We start from the raw sequence: 21849 nt of genomic DNA, 5'->3' as shown, positions 1-21849 counted from the left end.
CTTCGCGGGCAAGCCCGCTCCCACAGGTGCAGCGCCGTATTTGAAGGCGGTGCAGATTCCGTAGGAGCGGGCTTGCCCGCGAAGAGGCCGGCACAGGCAGCAAAGGGGTATCAGGCCACCGCCAGCTCCACCGCCTCCCCCTTCAACCGCACCGGCCACACCCGCAACCTCTGCCCGGCATCCTCCAGGCACTCCCCACTCAGCAGGCTGAAATGCTGCTTGTACAACGGCGCCGCCACCACCAGCTCGCCCTGCACACTGCCCACCAGCCCACGGCCGATGATATTGGCGCCGGAGCGCGGGTCACGGTTGTCCACCGCGTATAACGGCTGCGCCTGCCCCGGCAGGTAGAACAACGCCACCTGGGCCCCATCGAGCCAAACCACGACCCCGGAATCGGCCACCAGGTCTTGCGCCTGGCACACCGTCTGCCAGTTTTCTTGCGTGTTCACAGCAACATTGGCCAGGTTCATCAGACAGCCTCCTCGACAGTTGGGATCAGGTGCAGCGGTGCAGCGGGCCGGCGTTGTTCGCGTTCGCGCACGAAGTGCACGTCCGGGTCGGCGCGTCGGTCGTTGACGAAGGTACGGAAGCGCTTGAGCTTCTCGGGGTCGTTGAGGGCATTGGCCCATTCGCATTCATACTGGTCGACCACATGCTGCATCTGCGCTTCCAGCTCGTTGGCCAGGCCCAGGCTGTCGTCGATGATCACCTGCTTCAGGTAGTCCAGCCCGCCTTCCAGGTTTTCACGCCACACTGAGGTGCGCTGCAGCTTGTCGGCCGTGCGGATGTAGAACATCAGCACGCGGTCGATCAGGCGTACCAGGGTTTCGTCGTCCAGGTCGGTGGCGAACAACTCGGCATGCCGCGGGCGCATGCCGCCGTTGCCGCACACGTACAGGTTCCAGCCCTTGTCGGTGGCGATAACGCCGATATCCTTGCTCTGCGCCTCGGCGCATTCACGGGTGCAACCCGATACCGCGAACTTGAGCTTGTGGGGGCTGCGCAGGCCCTTGTAGCGATCTTCCAGGCGCAGGGCCATGGCGACACTGTCCTGCACGCCGTAACGGCACCAGGTGCTGCCCACGCACGACTTCACCGTGCGGGTCGACTTGCCGTAGGCGTGGCCGGTTTCGAAACCGGCCTCGATCAGTTCGCCCCAGATCAGCGGCAGCTCGTGCAACTGGGCGCCGAACAGGTCGATGCGCTGGCCACCGGTGATCTTGGTGTACAGGTCGTATTTCTTGGCCACCTGGCCGATGACGATGAGTTTGTCGGGGGTTATTTCACCACCGGGAATGCGCGGCACCACCGAATAGGTGCCGTTTTTCTGCATGTTGGCCATGAAGGTGTCGTTGGTGTCCTGCAGCGGCACCAACGCCGGGTCCATGATCGGCTGGTTCCAGCACGAGGCGAGAATGTTGCCCACCGCCGGCTTGCAGATGTCACAACCCAGATGGCCCTTGCCATGGCGTTCGAGCAGTTCGCTGAAGGTGCGGATACCCTCCACCCGCACCAACCCGTACAGCTCCTGCCGGGTGTAGGCAAAGTGCTCGCACAGGCTCTTGTCCACCGCCACGCCGCGGGCCGTCAGCTCGTGCTCGAAGACTTGCTTGAGCAGGGCCGCGCAACCACCGCAGCCGGTCGCGGCCTTGGTGCAGCCCTTGACCGCAGCGAGGTCACTGCAGCCACTGTCGATCGCGGCGCACACCGCACCCTTGCTGACGTTGTGGCAGGAGCAGATGGTCGCACTGTCGGGCAGCGCATCGGCGCCCAGGGCCGGCGCACCACCGCCTTGCGGCAAGATCAGCGCTGCCGGGTCGGCCGGCAGGGCGATGCCGTTCTGGGCGTACTGCAACAGGGTGTCGTAATAGCTGTTGTCGCCGACCAGCACCGCGCCGAGCACGTGCTTGCCGCTGGCATCCACCACCAAACGGCGGTAAGCGCTGTTGGCTTCATCGATGAAGCGATAGCTGCGCGCGCCCGGCGTGGCACCGTGGGCATCGCCGATCGAACCGACATCCACACCCAGCAGCTTGAGCTTGGTCGACATGTCGGCGCCGGTGAACGCCACTGCCGCCTCGCCCATCAGCAGCCCGGCCAGGTTGCGCGCCATGCTGTAGCCAGGGGCGACCAGGCCGAACACGCTGCCGTTCCACGAGGCGCACTCGCCGATGGCGAAGATGCGTGGGTCGCTGCTGCGGCAGTGGTTGTCGATGACCACGCCACCGCGCGCGGCGATGTCCAGGCCGCAACCCCGGCCCAGTGCATCCTGTGGGCGGATACCGGCGGAGAACACGATCAGGTCGGTTTCCAGGTGCTCACCGCCGTCGAAGTTCATGCGGTAGCGGTAGGTTTCACCGGCACTGACCGACTGGGTGGCGCGTGACAGGTGCACCCCCACACCCAGTGCTTCGATCTGCGCCTTCAACGCGGCACCGCCCTCGCCGTCCAGCTGTACCGGCATCAGCCGTGGGGCGAATTCCACCACGTGGGCTTCCAGCCCCAGCGACTTGAGGGCGTTGGCCGCTTCCAGGCCAAGCAGGCCACCGCCGACCACCACCCCTCGGCGGGCACCGGCTGCGGCAGCACGAATGCCATCGAGGTCGTCCAGGGTGCGGTAGACCAGACGGGCATTGCCGCTGGAGCCTTCGATCGGCGGCACGAAGGGATAGGAGCCGGTGGCCAGCACCAGTTGGTCGTAGCCATAGCGACTTTCGGCAGTGACGACTTCGCGGCGCTCGCGGTCGATCTCCAGCACGGCCTCACCCAGGTGCAGGTGCACGCCATTGGCCTCGTAGAAATCGTGCTCACACAGGGCCAGGGTTTCGGCACAGCTGCCGCCGAAGTATTCGGACAGGTGCACGCGGTCATACGCGCGTTGGCGCTCTTCGCCGAATACCCGCACCTCGAAGCGCTGCAGGGCGCCGCGACTGACCAGTTGTTCGACGCAATGGTGGCCGACCATGCCGTTGCCGACGATGACCAGTCGCTCTCGTTGCCCGCTGCTCGCTGTTGCCTTCATAAGCCGATCCTCGATCAAAAAAAAAGCGCCTGGAGCCGAAGCTCCAGGCGCCTTTGCCTGTATTCATCACGGTAGGGGGCCCGGTTGATCGCCGTTGATCAGTGGGCTTTGTTGTATCCGAGGTTAAGCAGGGAGCGTGCCAATTGGGTTGCCTGGGTTGCGTGGGTTGCCTGTGTCGGCCTCTTCGCGGGTAAACCCGCTCCTACACTTGCGCTGGGCCCGCCCAGCCAATGCACATTCAAGGTGCACAACACCCCATCTTGGAGCACTTCAGTACACATCGCGCCGATAACGCCTGGCCTTGCTCAAGCCTTCGACATAAGCCGCAGCCGCCGCCGCATCCATCCGGCCATGCTCGGCGACGATCACCCGCAACGCCGCATCCACATCCCTGGCCATGCGCTGCGCATCGCCACACACATAGAAATACGCCCCCGCCTCCAGCCATTGCCACAACAGCGCACCCTGCTCGAGCATGCGCTGCTGCACATAGATCTTCTCGACCTGGTCCCGCGAGAACGCCGTGTCCAGCCGCAGATGCCCCGCCGCTTGCCAGGCCTGCAACTGCTCCTGGTAATAGAAATCGGTCGCTGCATACTGCTCGCCGAAGAACAGCCAGTTGTCGCCTTTTGCGCCCCGTGCCTCTCGCTCCTCGAGGAACGCACGGAACGGTGCAATGCCGGTACCAGGGCCCACCATGATCACCGGCACGCTGTCGTCCTCGGGCAAGCGAAAGTGCTTCGACACCTGCGGGAAGATCGCCACCTTTTGCACCTGCGCACGGTCGGCAAGAAAGCTTGAGCACACGCCTTTACGTTCGCCATAACGCACCGTCGATACCGTCAGATGCACCTGGCCTGGGTGCGCCAGCGGGCTGGAGCTGATCGAATAGAGCCGCGGCTGCAATGGCTTGAGCAATTCCAGCCAGCTGGCCAGCGACAACTGCTGGGGGAAGGCGCGCAGCACATCGACCAACTGCCGGCCCCACAGCCAATCTTGCAGCTCGGCCTTGCATTCAGGCTGCAGCAAGCGCTGCAGGTCAGGCGCGTTGCTGGCAAATGCCTGCAGTTGTTGCGCAGTGACCTTGGCAATTTCCAGGTGTGTTTGCAGGGCTTCGGCCAATGGCATGGCGCTATGACCTTTAAGCTCGACCATAGCCTGGCCATCGAGCTGCATCAGTGTCAGCAGCTCTTCTACCAGGGCCGGGCAGTTGCGCGGCCATACGCCCAGGGCATCGCCGGCAGCGTAACTGAAGCCGCTGCCGCCCAGATCGAAGACCAGCTGACGGGTTTCCTTGCTGGCGCCGGGGCCATTGAGCAGGCGGTTTTCCAGTACGGTGGCCATCCAGGGTTGCTGCTTGCTGAAGGCCGATACGGGTGCAGGTTCACTCGCCGGAGGCGGCGCTGTGGCAGTGCCCAGTGCAGGCAATAACGCTTCGAGCCAGCCGGTAAAGGCTTCGTCGAAGTCTGGCTCGCAGTCCACCCGCGGCAGCAGGCGATGCCCTCCCAGCTCGGCCAGGCGCTGGTCGAGCTTGCGGCCAAAACCGCAGAACTGGTCGTAACTGGAGTCGCCCAGGGCCAGTACGGCATAGGGCAGCCCGGCGCAGTAAGCGCCCTCCTCGCCCTGCAAAGCCTGCCAGAAGGCCGCGCCGCTGTCGGGCGCGTTGCCATCGCCAAAGGTGCTGGCGATCAACACCACACTGGCAGCACCCTGCAGCTGGCTTGGGCTGACCGCCTCCAGGCAGCTGAGTTGCACGTTCAGACCGGCACCGCGCAGGCGCGCGGCACAGCGTTCCGCCAGCTGCTCACCATTGCCGGTCTGCGAGGCCCACAGCACCTGATGCCATGGCGCGGCCTGTGCCGCGATGGGTGCAGTTGCAGGCTGGGCGAACAGCCCGGCCAGCAAGCCGTCGACAAACAAACGACGGCTGGCAGCCAGCGGCGCACTGGCCGGCAGGCGGGGTACGCCCTCGGCGCGGGCCTGGTCCAGGCCCAGCAGGAAACCTTGCAGGTAATGACGCTCTTCTTCGGCCAGCACCGGAACCGGCAAAGTGTGCAGGCCAAGCAGACGGGACAGGGTGGCGGTCGGCATGCGGACAGGCTCTACAGTGGCAGTGTTCAGATCAAGGGCGTCGATGCGCTCGCCTGCGACCCGCTCCAGGGCTACGGCACAGTGTTTGAAGGCAGGCTGCAGCGACAGCGGGTCGACCGCATCGCAGGTCGCGGCATTGATCGCCAATTGCTCGCCGATCAGGTCGTTCCAGTGAAACGGCGCAAAGCAGTTGCCCGGCATGACCCGGTCACTGATGCGCGCCGGCAACACGGCGTGCCCCCGGCGTGAGCGAACGGCTACCTGGTCCTTTTCAGCGACACCCAGCCGGGCGGCATCCTCAGGGTGAATCTCAAGGTAGGGGCCGGGCTCCAGCTTGTTCAGTGCCGGCACCTTGCCGGTCTTGGTCAATGTGTGCCATTGGTGCTGCACACGCCCAGTATTCAGCACCATGGGGTAGTCATCGTCCGGCAATTCCGCTGCCGGCAACCAGGGCCGCGCAAAGAAGCGCGCCTTGCCGCTGGCGGTGGGGAAGGCCAGTGCCGGCCGCCTACCCCGGGCATCGAGCAGTAGCGCCTGGCTGCTGCCGTCGTTGAGGTAGCGCAGCGGGCTGCGATGCTGTTCGCTTCCCGGTGCACAGGGCCACTGGCGCGGCTGCGTACGCAATTCGGCATAGCCGATACCGCGCAGGTCATAACCGGTAACAGGGTTGTGGAAGCGGCGTATTTCCTCATACACCGCTTCGGCATTGGGGTAGTCGAAGGCGTCGGCATAGCCCATGGCGCACGCTACGCGGGCAATGATCTGCCAGTCCGGCAGACTTTGCCCGGGGGGCTCGACAGCGCGTGGCATCAGGGTCAGGTTGCGCTCGCTGTTGATCATCACACCCTCGCCTTCGGCCCACAGCGCGGCCGGCAGCAGGATGTCGGCGTAGCGGTTGGTTTCGGTGTCGAGGAAGGCGTCCTGGGTAATGACCAGTTCGGCCTTGCGCAGGCCGTCGATCACTTGCTGGCGGTTGGCGACACTGGCTACCGGGTTGCTGCAGATGACCCAGCAGGCTTTCACTTCACCGGCTTTCATCTGCCCGAACAGCGCCACCGTACCCTCGCCGCCCTCGCTGCGCAGGCTGCCGGGTGGCAGTTGCCACTGCCGTTCGACGAACGCGCGGTCATCTTCCACCAACGCTGAGCGCTGGCCTGGCAAGCCGGGGCCCATGTAGCCCATGTCGCGGCCGCCCATGGCATTGGGCTGGCCGGTCAGCGAGAACGGGCCGCTACCGGAGCGGCAGATGGCACCCGTGGCCAAGTGCAGGTTACAGATGGCGTTGCTGTGCCAGGTGCCGTGTATGCTCTGGTTCAAGCCCATGGTCCAGCAGCTCATCCAGTTGTTGGCGCTGCCGATCCATTCGGCGGCCTTGATGATATCGGCCTCGGCCAGCCCGGTGATGGCGGCGACGCGCTCGGGGGTATAGTCGTCGAGGAAGGCCGGCAGTTCGTCCCAGCCTTCAGTGTGGCGGGCGATGAAATCGGGGTTGGTGTGGCCGTTGCGATGCAGCAGGTGCAAAAGGCCGTTGAGCAAGGCCATGTCACTGCCGGGGCGCACCTGCAGAAACAGGTCGGCCTTGTCGGCGGTGGCGCTGCGCCGTGGGTCGACGACGATCAGCTTCGCACCGGCCTTGACCCGATCAAGCAGGCGCAGGAACAAGATCGGGTGGCAGTCGGCCATGTTGGCGCCGATCACCAGAAATACGTCGGCGTGCTCGAAGTCCTGGTAACTGCCAGGTGGGCCATCGGCGCCAAGCGACAGCTTGTAGCCACTGCTGGCGCTGGCCATGCACAGGCGCGAGTTGGACTCGATGTGGCGCGTACGGATAAAGCCCTTGGCCAACTTGTTGGCCAGGTACTGAGCCTCCAGCGACATTTGCCCGGACACGTACAGCGCCACGGCATCCGGGCCGTGCTGGTCGATGATGCTGCGCAGACGCTCGGCAGTGGCAGCGATGGCTAGGTCCATGCTGGTGCGCACTGGCGGCTGGCTGCGTTGCTGGCGCAGGTAGGCGTCGGCCATGCGCCCGCTGGCACTCAGTGGCTGGTGTGCGGTGAGGCCTTTGGTGCATAGGCGGCCAAAGTTGCTCGGGTGCAGCTTGTCGCCGCTGATCTTGCCGACCTTGCCATCGGCAACGCTCATGACGATGCCGCAGCCCACGCCGCAGTAGGGGCAGACGCTGCGTACTTCGCTGTTGGCCATGGGCGGGCTCCTGTGGAAAACGCAAAAAGGCGCCGGCTGCCCCGGCATGCTGATATGCAAGCGGGGCAACACGGCGCCTTTGTCGTGAAATGGTGAGGGCTGTCGACGTTGACAGCCCGGGGTGAGAGTAGATCAGCAATTTATGGGCCAGCTATACCGGCCCTTTCGCGGGCATGCCCGCTCCCACAGGGATATCGCAAGGCCTGAGGGCGGCGCAGTACCTGTAGGAGCGGGCGTGCCCGCGAAGAGGCCTGCACAGGTTACGCACCATGCGGTGGCAACCTCACGCTCCCAGGCGCTTTGCTGGGGCAATTTCCAGCATGAGCAACTGCCCTCCCCCCATGTCCCAGGTGATCCTCAAGCCCCCCGCCCAACTCGACTGACGCGCCGCGCCGGTCAGTTGCTGACCCAGGTGTTTGCCAAACTCGACAGCTTCATCCGCCCCGATGTGACCACGATGCAGATCAACGACCGCGCCGAGGCGTTCATCGTCGATACGCTCAAGGCACGGCCGGGGACCGAGGACGGGTTTGAGGTGCTGACGCTGCGGGAAGAAGAGTGGCGCAGCTAGCCCCTTGTTGCAGAGGGGCGGAGACGATCGCATGATGCAGAAATAAAAAAAGCGACCCTAAGGTCGCTTTCTTTTTTACTTCCGGGTGTTCAGTGGGCCCTGGAAGTGGAATATGGCGCAGCGGACGGGACTCGAACCCGCGACCCCCGGCGTGACAGGCCGGTATTCTAACCGACTGAACTACCGCTGCGCTATACATCGAGTGGTGGGTGATGACGGGATCGAACCGCCGACCCTCTGCTTGTAAGGCAGATGCTCTCCCGGCTGAGCTAATCACCCATGTCTCTCGGTGTGGCGCGCATTCTACGGGCGACTTGGCGCTCTGGCAAGCACTTATCGAAGTTTTTTCACACTTCGGTCAAACACCAAAAATCAGGCACAAAAAAAGCGACCCTAAGGTCGCTTTCTTTGTTACTTCCGGGTGTTCAGTGGGCCCTGGAAGTGGAATATGGCGCAGCGGACGGGACTCGAACCCGCGACCCCCGGCGTGACAGGCCGGTATTCTAACCGACTGAACTACCGCTGCGCTATACATCGAGTGGTGGGTGATGACGGGATCGAACCGCCGACCCTCTGCTTGTAAGGCAGATGCTCTCCCGGCTGAGCTAATCACCCTTCGTCTCGGTGTGGCGCGCATTCTACGGAGCGCCCCACACCCTGGCAAGCACTTTTTAAACTTTTTGCAAAAAAAACCTCAGGCCTTTCAAAGACCTAGCGTTGTCGGGCGATTCTTTCATGCATAAGCCACTGCTGGCCCTCTGACAGGGCTGGCCTCAATTCACCGCTCGGAGAATAATGCCCGCCTTATGCATTAAGGAGAGATTGCCCCTCATGTGGTTCAAGAACCTGCTGACCTACCGCCTGACCCAGGAAGTTCCGTTCGAGCCTGAAGCGCTGGAAGCCGCCCTGGCCAGCAAGCCGGCCCGCCCCTGCGCCAGCCAGGAGCTGACCACTTATGGTTTCGTCGCGCCGTTCGGCAAAGGCGAAGACGCTCCCCTGGTGCATGTCAGCGGCGAGTACCTGCTGATTGCCGCGCGCAAGGAAGAACGCATCCTGCCGAGCAGCGTGGTCAACGACGCGGTCAAGGAAAAGGTCGAAGAGATCGAGACCGAGCAAATGCGCAAGGTCTATAAAAAGGAACGCGACCAGATCAAGGACGAAATCATCCAGGCGTTCCTGCCGCGTGCGTTCATCCGCCGCTCGATGATCTTCGCTGCCATTGCCCCGCGCCTGGGCGTGATCCTGGTCAACTCGGCCAGCGCCAAGCGCGCCGAAGACCTGCTGTCGACCCTGCGTGAAGTGATGGGCTCGCTGCCCGTGCGCCCGGCCACGGTGAAGATTGCGCCAGTGGCCACCATGACCGACTGGGTCAAGTCGCAGCAAGCCGCCGAAGGCTTCTATGTGCTGGACGAGTGCGAGCTGCGCGACACCGCCGAAGATGGCGGTATCGTACGCTGCAAGCGCCAGGACCTGACTGGCGAAGAGATCCAGCTGCACCTGAGCACCGGCAAAGTGGTGACCCAGCTGGCCCTGGCCTGGCAAGACAAGCTGTCGTTCATCCTCGACGACAAGATGGTCATCAAGCGCCTGAAGTTCGAAGAACTGCTGCAGGAGCAGGCCGAGCAGGACGGTGGCGATGAGGCTGCGCAGCAGTTCGATGCCAGCTTCCAGTTGATGATGATGACCTTTGCCGAATTCCTGCCGGTGCTGTTCGAGGCGCTGGGTGGGGAAGAGATCCCGCAAGGGGTCTGACGGGTATGAGTTGCGGTGCTGGCTTGAAGCGTTTCTGCCAGCACCGGCCTCTTCGCGGGTAAACCCGCGCCTACGACGGCCTGCGCCCAATCACCAATGTGTGCCCCCCCGATCAGGTGTAGGAGCGGGTTTACCCGCGAATACGGTAGCGGCGGCAACGGTGAACGACGGGTGGAAATTGGCCAGCAGGCGTGGACTTGCCCGGAAGGCCGCAGACAGGCACCATGGTGCCCACTGTGAGGACGACCTCACGACGCACCGCGTGACCACTCCGGGGACGGCCCCATCATTCAAACGATGGAGACACACTCATGTCCTGGATCATCCTGTTTTTCGCCGGCCTGTTCGAGGTTGGCTGGGCCGTCGGCCTCAAATACACCGACGGTTTCACTCGACCGCTACCCACTGTCCTTACCGTCGGCGCCATGGTCATCAGCCTGGGCCTGCTGGGCCTGGCCATGAAGGAGTTGCCGCTGGGCACCGCCTATGCCATCTGGACCGGCGTAGGCGCAGTCGGTACGGTCATCGCCGGGATCATTCTGTTCGGCGAGTCCATGGCCCTGGTGCGGCTGGTCAGTGTGGCGCTGATCGTCTGCGGCCTTGTCGGCCTGAAAGTCAGCGCCAGCTAACCCCTATCGCAGAGGGCCGCGCAGGCGGCTGACCTGTTCGCGCAACACCTCGGGCTGCGCCGCCTCCACCGGGATGGCGGCGCCTGCCACGATGGTCACCCGCGACCACAGGCGCTTGAAGAAGCCCTTGGCCGGGTCGCGGCTGAAGAAGCTACCCCACAACCCCTGCAAGGCCAGCGGAATCACCGGTACCGGCGTTTCTTCGAGGATGCGGCTGACCCCACCCTTGAAAACATCGATTTCGCCATCGCCCGTCAGCTTGCCTTCCGGGAAGATGCACACCAGCTCGCCATCAGCCAGGTACTCGGCAATCCGCGCGAAGGCCCGCTCGTACGTCGCCTGGTCTTCGTTACGCCCGGCAATCGGGATGGCACCGGCAGTGCGAAACACGAAGTTGAGCACCGGCAGGTTGTAGATCTTGTAGTACATGACAAAGCGGATCGGCCGGCGTATGGCCCCGCCCAGCAGCAACGCATCGACGAACGACACGTGGTTGCACACCAGCAACGCTGCACCTTCGTCGGGGATGCGCTCAAGGTCTCGGTGCTGCACGCGGTACATCGAATGGCTGAGCAGCCAGATCAGGAAACGCATGGTGAACTCGGGCACGATCCTGAAGATATAGGTGTTGACCGCGATATTGAGCAGCGACACCACCAGGAAAAGCTGCGGGATGCTCAGCTTGGCCACGCCTAGCAGGATGATGGTGAGCACCGCCGACACCACCATGAACAAGGCATTGAGAATGTTGTTGGCCGCGATCACTCTGGCGCGCTCGTCCTCGGCCGTGCGGGCCTGGATCAACGCATACAACGGCACGATGTAGAAGCCGCCGAACACACCCAGGCCAATGATCGACAGCAAGATCCACCAGGCCTGGCTCATGCCCAGCAGCGCCAGCCAGTCGTGCGGCGCTGCTGCAGCCGGTACATCACCGGAGTGCCACCACCACAGCAGGCCGAACAGGGTCAGGCCGAACGAGCCGAACGGCACTAGGCCGATTTCCACCTTGCGTCCACTGAGCCGCTCGCACAGCAGAGAGCCCAGGGCAATGCCCACCGAGAACAGGGTCAGCACCAGGGTCACCACCGTGCCATCACCGTGCAGCCAATCCTTGGCGTAGGCCGGGATCTGCGTGAGGTAGATGGCGCCGACAAACCAGAACCACGAGTTGCCGACGATCGAACGCGACACCGCCGGCGGCTGGCCCAGGCCCATGCGCAAGATCACCCACGACTGCTTGAAGATGTTCCAGTCCAGCGGCATTTGCGGCGAGGCGGCAGCCGCCCGAGGGATCCAGCGGCTGGCGAGGTAGCCGAGTACCGCCGTGCCGACCACGCCACCGGCTACCACCGTTGCGTAGCTGTCGGCCGACATCATCATGCCCGCGCCGATGGTGCCGGCGAGGATGGCGAGGAAGGTGCCGGTTTCCACCAGCCCGTTACCGCCCACCAGCTCTTCCTCGCGCAGGGCCTGCGGCAGGATCGAATATTTCACCGGGCCGAACAGCGCCGAGTGGGTCCCCATACCGAACAGCGCCACCAGCATCAGCCACAGATGGTTGGTGACAAAGCCCAGCGCACCAATCGCCATGATCACGATTTCGGCCAGTTTGATAGCCCGGATCAGCGCATCCTTGGCGAACTTCTCGCCAAACTGCCCGCCCAGCGCCGAAAACAGAAAAAACGGCAGGATGAACAGCAAGGCACACAAGTTGACCCAGATCGATCGGTCACCATCGCCCAGGCTGAGCTTGAACAAAATCGCCAGGATCAGCGACTGCTTGAACAGGTTGTCGTTGAAGGCACCCAGCGACTGAGTGATGAAAAACGGCAGGAAACGCCGCTTGCCGAGCAAGGTGAATTGCGAAGAGTGACTCATCGTCCTTGGTCCTGAGGGCTTTTCAATTGGAGGCTCGCCAAGCGCGCCGGGCCACAAATCTGCATGGGAAATGCGCTGGCTGGCAAGCACCGGCTCAGGCATGACCACACAAGCTTGCGTTCAAGGACCTGCTGGCAGTTGCAGCACTGGCGCTAGGTCACTCGAAGCCAAACAACGCCCGCGCGGTATCCAGCAACAGTGCCTGGCGCAACGGCGCTGAACAACCCAAGGCCTCGAACTGTTCGACAGCGGTGCCGAAACTGACCTCCGACTCATGCTGGGTATGCGGCCAGTCACTGCCCCACATCAACCGCTCTGCGCCGTAATGGGCTTCCAGCGCGCACAGCGCCTGACGGGCGAATGCCAGGTTCTCCTCCGGCGAGCCCTGCAGCCTGTAGATGCCGGACACCTTCACCCACACCTTGCCCCGACCGCTCAGGGTCAGCAGTTCGGCAAACCCCGGCTGGCCCAGGCCAAGGCGGGCATCTGGCCGGCCGAAATGGTCAATCACGATGTCCAGCCCATAGGGCTGCAATGCCCGCACCAGCACTGGAATGTCCGCCACCTGACGGTGCAGTTCCACGTGCCAACCCTGCTCGCCGATGCGCTCCAGCAGGGGCCGCCACTGCGCGCCGGTCAGGTCAGGCATGTCTTGCCCCATGAGGTTGAGGCGTACCCCCCTGACTCCCAACCGGGCCATTTCCGTCAAGGTCGCCCGCTCGACATCCCGCTCCAGCATCACCACCCCGCGCAGTTGCCCTGGCACGGTCTGCAAGGCGCTGAGCAGGTAGCGGTTGTCGGTACCCAGGAAGCTGGGCTGGACCAGTACGCCATGGCTGAAACCATGGGCCCGCAGTTGGCCCAGGTAGTCGCCCAGCGGCGCATCGTAGCTGGGCGCATAACGCCGCTGGCTGGCCAGGTTCAGCCCACGGCTGAACACGTGGGCGTGGCTGTCGATGGCAGTCAGGTGCAAAGCGGGTGCGTCGGGCATGGTTCTCATACAAACAGGTTCAGATTACTTGGCGACGGCACCGGCCGTTTCCGGCGCAGGTGCAGATTCAAGGTTGCGGCCACGGGTTTCGGGCAGGCACAGGGCTGCGATCACCGCAACGCCATAGGCGATGCCGGCATCGATGCCGATGGCACTGCCCAGCGACATCGACTCGCTCATGTGCCCGACCAGGAACGGGAACACGGCCGACAGCACGCGACCGAAGTTGTAGCAAAAGCCCACCCCGGCGCCGCGCACGTCAGCCGGGTACAGTTCATTGAAAAACGCACCCAGGCTGGCCGGGATGCCGGCGGCGAAAAAGCCCAGCGGGAAGCCGAGGAACAGCATCTGGGTATTGGTCAGCGGGAAGAACACGTAGGCCTGCACGGTCAGTACACAGCACAGGGCGAACAGCAGGATGTTCTTGCGCCTGCCAATACGGTCGATCAGCAGGCCGCTGACCACGCAGCCGCACCAGAAGGCCAGGATGATCACCGCCAGGTAACCGCCCGAGTTCAGCACCGAAAGGTTGCGCTCTGTCTTGAGGAAGGTCGGCAACCAGGTCATCACCGCGTGGTAGCCACCGTGGGCACCCAGGCCGAGCAAGCCGCCCAGCAGGGTCACACGCAGCAGTTCCGGGCGGAAGATGCCAGCCATCGACTGCAAGAAGCTGGAAGGGATGGCCTTTTCTTTCTGCAGGCGCTGGAAGCTGTCCGGCTCAGGCACGTTGCGGCGTACCCAGATGATCAGCAGCGACGGCAGCAGACCGACGAAGAACATCACCCGCCAGGCAAACTCCTGCGGCACCAGCGAGTAGATCAGCGTAAACAATGCCACCGCCAGGCCCCACCCCACAGCCCAGGCACTCTGCACCGTGCCCATGACCTTGCCGCGATACCTGGGGTTGATGGTTTCGGCCATCAGCACAGCGCCGGCTGCCCATTCGCCACCGATGCCAAAGCCTTGCATGGCCTTGACGAACAGCAACGGGTAGAAGCCGGTGACGAACGCCGAAAGGAAGGTGAAGAACGAAAACCAGAGAATCATCCATTGCAGGGTACGGACGCGACCATAGCGGTCGGACAGTGTGCCACCCAGCCAGCCGCCGATTGCCGAGGTCACCAGGGTCAGGCCACTGATCAGGCCGGCATCGCCCTTGGTCAGGGAGAACGCGGCAATCAACGCGGGGATGGCCAGGCCGAACATCTGCACTTCCAGCGCATCGAGCGACCAGCCGCCGAAACAGGCCCAGAATGTCTTGCGTTCCCGTGAGGTGATCTCGCGATACCAGCTGAACATGATTGTTATCCTTCTAGTCGTGGGTGTGACGGGCAGGCGAAGCCACTGCGCCGTGGCAGCACGGCGCAGACAGGTAAAAAGGTGAAGCGACCGGTTTAACGAATGTCGATGCGGTAGCGGAAGTGCTGCGCATGGCCGCGCGAGCGGCGCCATTCCAGAGGTTTGCCGGCGTAGTCGCGGGCCAGGCGCTCGATCACGACCACCGGGCTGTCGGCCGGCAGTTGCAGCAAGCGGCCATGCACCGCGTCGACCGCTTCGGCGGTCAGGGTTTCTTCGGCGTAGGCGACCACCTGACCGCACAGCGCTTCGTAGATCGGGTACAGCAGCGGGCCCTCGCTGTTCAGATCCACGTCCAGCAGCGGCTGGAAGGTTTGGCGCGGCAGCCAGATTTCTTCGGCCAGCACCGGCTGGGCGCCGAGCAGACGTGTGCGAATGATGCGGATCACTTCTGCCTCCCCTGCCAGGCCCAATGCCTCGGCCACCGCGGAAGGCGCCGGCAGCGACTCGATGGAGAGAATGCGGCTTTCCGGCACTATGCGCTCGCCATTGGCGGCCTCGAAACGGAAGAAGCGGAACAGCGACGACTGGAACTGTGGGCGGCGAATGAAGGTGCCGCGGCCCTGCTGGCGCTCCAGCACGCCTTCGGCCACCAGGACATCGACGGCTTTACGCACGGTACCGATCGACAGGTCGAATTCGGTGGCCAAGGCTGCCTCGGTGGGGATCGCTTCCCCCGGGCGCCAGCGGTTGTTGGCAATTTGCGCGACCATGTGATCGCGCAGTTGTTGGTAGCGGGGCAGTCGAGCATCACCGGTCAATGGGTGCATGGGTCTCGCTCTCGTCTTGTTATATAAACATATATATGAATTTCTCGAGAGTATTCCCTGAGCCTGGCGGGCTGTCAATCCTCCGCCTGTCGCCCTTTGGTAGGCGAAACGGCCTTGTGTCGGGAGGACCGCATGTGGCTTATGCTTGTGCTCGGCAAACCCGCACAACAAGGACGTGGCAATGCTCGCCGCCATAAAACGCTATCCGCACACCGTTCGCCTGCTGCTCACCACCACCTTCACGCTTACCGTCGCCCGCGCCCTCACCCTGCCCTACCTGGTGGTTTACCTGGCCGACAATTTCCAGCTGCCGATCAGCCAGATCGGCCTGCTGATCGGTGGCGCGCTGATCGTTGCCTCCCTGTTGAGTCTCTACGGTGGTCATCTGGTCGACACCTTGAGCAACCACACGCTGGTCAGCGCCAGTACCCTGCTGTTCGCCCTGGCCTTCGTCGGCGCGGTCGCCAGCCGTTCGGCACTGCCGTTCTTCTTCTGTCTGGTGTTGATCAACCTGGCCCTGGCAGTGGTCGATATCGCCGCCAAGGCAGGCTTCTGCGCGTTACTGCCGGTGGATGAGCGGGCCGAGGTGTTCGCCATCAAGTACACCCTCAGCAACGTCGGCTACGCCGCCGGCCCGTTGCTGGGCGTGGCCATGCTTGAACTGAACGACCATGTGCCGTTCCTCGCCTCTGCCCTGCTTGGCCTGGCCATGTGCCTGGCTTATTGGCGCCTGGGTGATCGCAGCCTGCAGGCCAGCGCGCCGGACAAGCCTGCGGCCGGCTTCGGCCAAGTGGCGCTGGGGCTGGCGCGGGATCGTCGGCTGGTGTGCTTTACCGTGGGTGGGGTGCTGAGCGCGGTGGTGTTCGGCCAGTTCACCGCCTACCTGTCCCAGTACCTGGTGGTCACCAGCAACCCGGCCGAAGCGGCACGGCTGATCGGCTATCTGGTCACCACCAACGCCGTGACGGTCATTGCCTTGCAGTACCTGATTGGCCGGCGTATCAGCCGCCAGCGCCTGATGCCGTGGCTGTTGGCCGGCATGGGCCTGTTCATCGCCGGCTTGCTGGGTTTTGCGCTGGCGGGCTCGGTACTGGCCTGGTGCCTGGCGATGCTGGTGTTCACGCTGGGCGAAATCATCGTGATCCCGGCCGAGTACATGTTTATCGACCTGATCGCACCGGAGCACTTGCGCGGGGTGTATTACGGCGCGCAGAACCTGTCCAACCTGGGGGCGGCGCTGGGGCCGGTGATGGTGGGGTTTGCACTGGTACACCTGTGGCCAGGGGCAGTCTTCTACCTGCTGGTGTTGTCGGTGATACTGGCAGGGGTGTTCTATTGGTTGGGCACCCGCAGGGGTTGATGTTGCCTGTTCCGGCCCATTCGCGGGTGAACCCGCTCCTACAACCATCGTCTGCGCTGACGAAGCGGCACTTGCGTGCCAGACTGATTGATCGGGACCGCGTTACCTTTTTGCTTCGGAGTCTTCATGTCGTTGTCCAGCGGGCTGATCGCCGTGGTCGCCCTGGCCTATATGGCCATCATGTTCGCCATCGCCTTCTATGGCGACCGCCGCAGCACGCCATTGCCGCCAAAGCTGCGTGCCTGGGTGTACAGCCTGTCGCTGGCCGTGTACTGCACCAGCTGGACCTTCTTCGGCGCGGTCGGCCAGGCCGCCGAACAGCTTTGGGCGTTCCTGCCCATCTACCTGGGCCCGGTACTGCTGCTGATCTTCGCCCCTTGGGTGCTGCAGAAGATGGTGCTGATCAGCAAGCAGCAGAACATCACCTCGATCGCCGACTTCATTGCCGCGCGCTACGGCAAGTCGCAGACCCTGGCAGTGGTGGTGGCACTGATCTGCCTGGTCGGCGTGCTGCCGTACATCGCCTTGCAGCTCAAGGGCATCGTACTGGGCGTGAACCTGCTGATCGGCGCCAACGCCGACGCCACCGGCACCCGCGTGCAGGACACCGCGCTGGTGATATCGCTGGTACTGGCGCTGTTCGCCATCGTCTTCGGTACCCGCAGCCTGGATGTGACCGAGCACCACCGCGGCATGGTCCTGGCAATTGCCTTCGAATCGCTGATCAAGTTGCTGGCGTTCCTTGCCGTGGGCATCTTCATCGTTTTCAACCTGTATGACGGTTTCGACGACCTGTTCAGCCAGGCCCGCCAGTCGATCCACTTGCAGGACTATTGGAAAGAAACCATCAATTGGCCTTCCATGGTGGTGCAAACCGCCGTGGCGATGATGGCAATCATCTGCCTGCCCCGGCAGTTCCACGTTACCGTGGTGGAGAACATCGAACCGCAGGACTTGCGCCTGGCGCGCTGGGTATTCCCGATGTACCTGGCACTGGCCGCGCTGTTCGTGGTGCCGATTGCCCTGGCCGGGCAGATGCTGCTGCCCGGCACGGTGATCTCCGACTCGTTCGTCATCAGCCTGCCCCTGGCCGAGGCGCACCCGAGCCTTGCCCTGCTGGCGTTCATCGGCGGTGCCTCGGCGGCCACCGGCATGGTGATCGTCGAGGCCGTGGCGCTGTCGACCATGGTGTCCAACGACATGCTGCTGCCCTGGCTGCTGCGCCGCAATAACGCCGAGCGGCCTTTCGAAGCGTTCCGCCACTGGATGCTTTCGGTACGCCGGGTAACCATCGTGGTGATCCTGCTGCTGGCCTATGTCAGCTACCGCCTGCTGGGTTCCACCGCCAGCCTGGCGACCATCGGCCAGATCGCCTTTGCCGCTGTGACCCAGCTCACCCCGGCCATGCTTGGCGCGCTGTACTGGAAGCAGGCCAACCGTCGCGGTGTGTTCGCCGGCCTGGCCGCTGGCATTTTCCTGTGGTTCTACACCTTGGTGCTGCCGATTGCCGCGCACAGCCTGGGCTGGTCGTTGCAGTTGTTCCCTGGCCTGGCGTGGCTGCACGGCAACCCGCTGAACCTGCCGATCAGTCCACTGACCCAAGGTGTGGTGCTGTCACTGGCGGGCAACTTCACCCTGTTCGCCTGGGTCTCGGTGCTGTCGCGCACACGGGTTTCCGAGCACTGGCAGGCCGGCCGGTTCATTGGCCAGCAGACCAGCGCGCGGCCCAGCAGCAAGCCGCTGCTGGCGGTGCAGATCGACGACCTGTTGACCCTGGCCTCGCGCTTTGTCGGGGAAGAGCGCGCACGGCAGAGCTTCATCCGCTTTGCCTACCGCCAGGGCAAGGGCTTCAACCCTAACCAGAACGCCGATGGCGACTGGATCGAGCACACCGAGCGCCTGCTGGCCGGGGTGCTCGGTACCTCGTCGACCCGCGCGGTGGTCAAGGCGGCCATCGAAGGCCGTGACATGCAACTGGAAGACGTGGTGCGCATCGCTGACGAAGCCAGTGAGGTGCTGCAGTTCAACCGCGCCCTGCTGCAAGGCGCCATCGAGAACATCAACCAAGGCATCAGCGTGGTCGACCAGAACCTGCACCTGGTGGCCTGGAACCGCCGCTACCTTGAACTGTTCAACTACCCGGACGGGCTGATCAGTGTAGGGCGACCGATTGCCGACATCATCCGCTACAACGCCGAGCGCGGCCTGTGCGGCCCCGGCGAGGCACAGGTGCATGTGGCGCGGCGGCTGCACTGGATGCGCCAGGGCCGCGCGCACTCCTCCGAGCGGCTGTTCCCCAATGGCCGGGTGATCGAGCTGATCGGCAACCCGATGCCGGGCGGTGGCTTTGTCATGAGCTTCACCGACATCACCCCGTTCCGCGAGGCCGAGCAGGCCCTGCGCGATGCCAACGAACGCCTTGAGCAACGCGTGGCGGAGCGCACCCACGAACTGTCGCAGTTGAACCAGGCGCTGTCCGAAGCCAAGAGCCAGGCCGAAGCGGTGAGCAACTCCAAGACCCGCTTCCTGGCCGCCGTCAGCCATGACCTGATGCAACCGTTGAACGCTGCACGGCTTTTCTCTGCCGCCTTGTCGCAACAGGCCGAGGGCATGAACGAAGAGGCCCGGCAGTTGGTACAGCACATGGACAGCTCGCTGCGCTCGGCTGAAGAGCTGATCAGCGACCTGCTGGACATCTCGCGCCTGGAAAACGGCAAGATCACCCCGGATGCCAAACCCTTCGCCCTCAACGAGCTGTTCGACACCCTGGGCGCCGAGTTCAAGTTGCTGGCGGCCGAGAAGGGCCTGGAGTTCCGCCTGCGCGGCAGCCGCCTGAGGGTGGACAGCGACATGAAACTGCTACGCCGGGTGCTGCAGAACTTCCTCACCAATGCCCTGCGCTACGGCAAGAGCCCGATCCTGCTAGGCGCGCGCCGACAGGGTGAGCGCCTGTGGCTGGAGGTCTGGGACCGTGGCCCGGGCATTGCTGACGACAAGCTGCAAGTGATCTTTCAGGAGTTCAAGCGCCTGGACAGCCACCAGACCCGTGCCGAGAAGGGGCTAGGCTTGGGCCTGGCCATTGCAGACGGTCTGTGTCGGGTGCTGGGGCATCCGCTGGAAGTGCGCTCATGGCCAGGCAAGGGCACGGTGTTCCGCGTCAGCGTACCGATTGCACGCCAGGCCACCGCGGCACCAAGCGCGCCTGCAGAACAACAGGGCGGCCAGCCACTGGCGGGGCTGCAAGTGCTTTGCGTGGACAACGAAGACAGCATCCTGATCGGCATGAACAGCCTGCTGAGCCGCTGGGGTTGCCAGGTATGGACCGCGCGCAACCAGGCCGAATGCGAAGCCCTGCTGGCCAAAGGCATGCGCCCGCACCTGGCATTGGTGGACTACCACCTGGACGACGGCGAGACCGGTACCGGGCTGATGGGCTGGCTTCGAGCACGGCTGGGTGAGCCGGTACCCGGTGTAGTGATCAGCGCCGACGGCAGCAAGGAAACCATCGCTCTGGTACATGCATCAGGGCTGGACTACCTGGCCAAACCGGTCAAGCCCGCGGCCTTGCGCGCCCTGCTCAATCGCCATCTGAGCCTGGCTCAGTAACCGCTACCTCGGGCAGCGCCTCATCGGACAGCGCCCGCTCCAGCAGGTCTGCCGGCAAGCTCTTGCTGGCACGGGCGCCCAGTAGCTTAAGCTGCTCGCTGCGGCTGACCAGGTTGCCACGCCCTTCGCACAGCTTGTTGCGCGCGGCGGCATAAGCCTTGTCTACCTGCTGCAAGCGGCTGCCCAGCTCGTCCAGGTCCTGGATGAACAGCACGAACTTGTCGTAGAGCCAGCCGGCCCGCTCGGCAATTTCGCGGGCGTTCTGCCCTTGACGCTCCTGCTTCCACAGGCTGTCGATAACCCGCAAGGTGGCCAGCAACGTGGTAGGGCTGACAATCACGATCTGCCGGTCGAAAGCCTCCTGGAACAGGTTCGGCTCGGCCTGCAGGGCCGCCGAAAAGGCCGCCTCGATGGGCACGAACAACAACACGAAATCCAGGCTGTGCAGGCCTTCGAGGCGGCTGTAGTCCTTGCTCGACAGGCCTTTGACGTGGCTGCGCAGCGACTGCACATGCTGCTTGAGCGCAGCTTCGTCGTTGCCGGAAACGAACTGCTGGTACGCCGTGAGGCTGACCTTGGCGTCCACCACCACCTGCTTGTCGCCGGGCAGCATGATCAGCACATCCGGCTGGAAACGCTCGCCGTCGGCGCTTTTCAGGCTGACCTGGGTCTGGTATTCGCGGCCCTTTTCCAGGCCGGCATGTTCCAGCACACGTTCGAGGATAAGCTCACCCCAGTTGCCTTGGGTTTTCTGGCCCTTCAAGGCCTGGGTAAGGTTGGTGGCTTCGTCGGACAGGCGCAGGTTGAGCTGTTGCAGGCGCTCCAGCTCCTTGCCCAGCGAGAAGCGCTCGCGGGCCTCTTGCTGGTAGCTTTCCTCCACGCGTTTTTCGAAGGCCTGGATGCGCTCCTTGAGCGGGTCGAGCAACTGGCCAAGGTGCTGCTGGCTGGTCTGGGCGAAGCGCTGCTCGCGTTCGTCGAAGATCTTGGTGGCCATGTCGGCGAACTGGGCGCGCAAGGTGTCACGGGCCTCCTGCAGGTCTTCCAGGCGTTGCTGGTGGCTTTCCTGCTGTTCGCGCAGTTCTGCGTCCAGGCGCGCGGTTTGCGCCTCCAGGCGACGCAGTTCGGCTTCGCGATTGGCGCGCTCAAGGCTCCAGGCGTGGGCGGCGTCACGGGCGTTGTCGCGATCGATCTGCAGCAGCTCCAGCTCACGGCTTTGGGCGGCCAACTGGGCCTGCTTGACGGCGTTGGCCTCACTGAGGTCGCTGACCTCGTCGCGACTGGCGTCCAGTTGCGCCTGCAGGCCGGCCTGGGCCAGCTGGGCTGCATTGAGGCGTTCTTCGAGCAAGGCCTGCTCAGCTTGCCGGGCGCCTTGGCGGCGCTGCACCTGCATGACCCACACCAGGCAGGGTATTGCGCCTGCCACCAAGCCCAGCAGAATGCTGGCCAGATCCACTGTCATGCTTACCCCGAACGCTCTGATGCAAATTGAGTGCAGCTTATCAGCCTGATGGGTGTGTTGCCTGCATCCGCCTCTTCGCGGGCAAGCCCGCTGCGCAAGCCTGAAAGAAAAGCCCGCGCGGTCGCCCGTAGGAGCGGGTTCACCCGCGAAGAG

At 63.9% G+C, this 21849-nt stretch carries 12 protein-coding genes, 4 tRNA genes and 1 pseudogene; 5 read left to right on the top strand and 12 right to left on the bottom strand.

Annotated features, from left to right (window positions below):
* Positions 1–110: 110 nt before the first annotated feature.
* The 3 genes from nirD to C4Q27_RS18390 form a co-directional block, all read right to left on the bottom strand.
* Entirely contained in the window at positions 111–473 is a 363-nt protein-coding gene (gene nirD, locus C4Q27_RS18400) for a nitrite reductase small subunit NirD (protein ID WP_064493500.1), read from the bottom strand.
* On the bottom strand, positions 473–3025 hold the full coding sequence (gene nirB, locus C4Q27_RS18395; protein WP_064493499.1) for a nitrite reductase large subunit NirB: 2553 nt from the start codon (positions 3023–3025) through the stop codon (positions 473–475). The genes nirD and nirB overlap by 1 nt, the downstream gene beginning before the upstream one ends.
* Before the next feature lie 270 nt (positions 3026–3295).
* A complete protein-coding gene (locus C4Q27_RS18390) occupies positions 3296–7321 on the bottom strand; it encodes a bifunctional nitrate reductase/sulfite reductase flavoprotein subunit alpha (RefSeq protein WP_104887162.1) in 4026 nt (1341 codons plus the stop codon).
* A 341-nt stretch (positions 7322–7662) separates the two neighbouring features.
* Between C4Q27_RS18390 and C4Q27_RS18385 the strand changes: the two are divergent.
* Positions 7663–7844, top strand: a pseudogene (locus C4Q27_RS18385) (type I methionyl aminopeptidase); the annotation flags it as partial.
* Between the two features lie 161 nt (positions 7845–8005).
* On the opposite strand, the gene C4Q27_RS18380 reads toward C4Q27_RS18385, so the two are convergent.
* From C4Q27_RS18380 to C4Q27_RS18365, 4 genes are all read right to left on the bottom strand, one after another.
* Positions 8006–8082, bottom strand: a tRNA-Asp gene (locus C4Q27_RS18380).
* Between the two features lie 13 nt (positions 8083–8095).
* A tRNA-Val gene (locus C4Q27_RS18375) sits at positions 8096–8171 on the bottom strand.
* A gap of 170 nt (positions 8172–8341) precedes the next feature.
* Positions 8342–8418, bottom strand: a tRNA-Asp gene (locus C4Q27_RS18370).
* A gap of 13 nt (positions 8419–8431) precedes the next feature.
* Positions 8432–8507, bottom strand: a tRNA-Val gene (locus C4Q27_RS18365).
* 216 nt (positions 8508–8723) lie between these two features.
* On the opposite strand from C4Q27_RS18365, the gene rdgC reads away from it, so the two are divergent.
* Entirely contained in the window at positions 8724–9644 is a 921-nt protein-coding gene (gene rdgC, locus C4Q27_RS18360; RefSeq protein ID WP_003252510.1) for a recombination-associated protein RdgC, read from the top strand.
* A gap of 311 nt (positions 9645–9955) precedes the next feature.
* The gene (gene sugE / locus C4Q27_RS18350; protein ID WP_010952753.1) at positions 9956–10273 is read left to right on the top strand and encodes a quaternary ammonium compound efflux SMR transporter SugE; all 318 of its coding nucleotides are present in this window, start codon (positions 9956–9958) and stop codon (positions 10271–10273) included.
* Positions 10274–10276: 3 nt separating this feature from the next.
* Here the strand turns inward: sugE and C4Q27_RS18345 are convergent, their stop codons facing one another.
* The 4 genes from C4Q27_RS18345 to C4Q27_RS18330 form a co-directional block, all read right to left on the bottom strand.
* Positions 10277–12154 carry an MFS transporter gene (locus C4Q27_RS18345; RefSeq protein ID WP_064491468.1) on the bottom strand — a complete coding sequence of 626 codons (1878 nt, stop codon included), beginning with the start codon at positions 12152–12154 and terminating at the stop codon, positions 10277–10279.
* A gap of 157 nt (positions 12155–12311) precedes the next feature.
* Entirely contained in the window at positions 12312–13145 is an 834-nt protein-coding gene (locus C4Q27_RS18340) for an amidohydrolase (RefSeq protein WP_064491467.1), read from the bottom strand.
* A 24-nt stretch (positions 13146–13169) separates the two neighbouring features.
* Positions 13170–14444 (bottom strand): MFS transporter, encoded by a 1275-nt coding sequence (locus tag C4Q27_RS18335; protein ID WP_014754228.1) that lies wholly within the window; start codon positions 14442–14444, stop codon positions 13170–13172.
* A gap of 95 nt (positions 14445–14539) precedes the next feature.
* A complete protein-coding gene (locus C4Q27_RS18330; RefSeq protein WP_020189988.1) occupies positions 14540–15271 on the bottom strand; it encodes a GntR family transcriptional regulator in 732 nt (243 codons plus the stop codon).
* A 181-nt stretch (positions 15272–15452) separates the two neighbouring features.
* Here C4Q27_RS18330 and C4Q27_RS18325 point away from each other — a divergent pair, with 181 nt between their 5' ends.
* Positions 15453–16631, top strand: coding sequence for an MFS transporter (locus C4Q27_RS18325; RefSeq protein ID WP_010952748.1), 1179 nt, complete (start codon positions 15453–15455; stop codon positions 16629–16631).
* A 126-nt stretch (positions 16632–16757) separates the two neighbouring features.
* Entirely contained in the window at positions 16758–20237 is a 3480-nt protein-coding gene (locus C4Q27_RS18320; RefSeq protein ID WP_064491466.1) for a PAS domain-containing hybrid sensor histidine kinase/response regulator, read from the top strand.
* Here C4Q27_RS18320 and rmuC read toward each other — a convergent pair.
* Entirely contained in the window at positions 20209–21582 is a 1374-nt protein-coding gene (gene rmuC / locus C4Q27_RS18315; protein WP_177410041.1) for a DNA recombination protein RmuC, read from the bottom strand. The genes C4Q27_RS18320 and rmuC overlap by 29 nt on opposite strands.
* Positions 21583–21849: the final 267 nt, after the last annotated feature.

The sequence above is a fragment of the Pseudomonas sp. SWI36 genome, assembly GCF_002948105.1.
In the GTDB taxonomy this organism is placed as follows: domain Bacteria; phylum Pseudomonadota; class Gammaproteobacteria; order Pseudomonadales; family Pseudomonadaceae; genus Aquipseudomonas; species Aquipseudomonas alloputida.
This window is presented reverse-complemented; position numbering and strand designations above follow the sequence as displayed.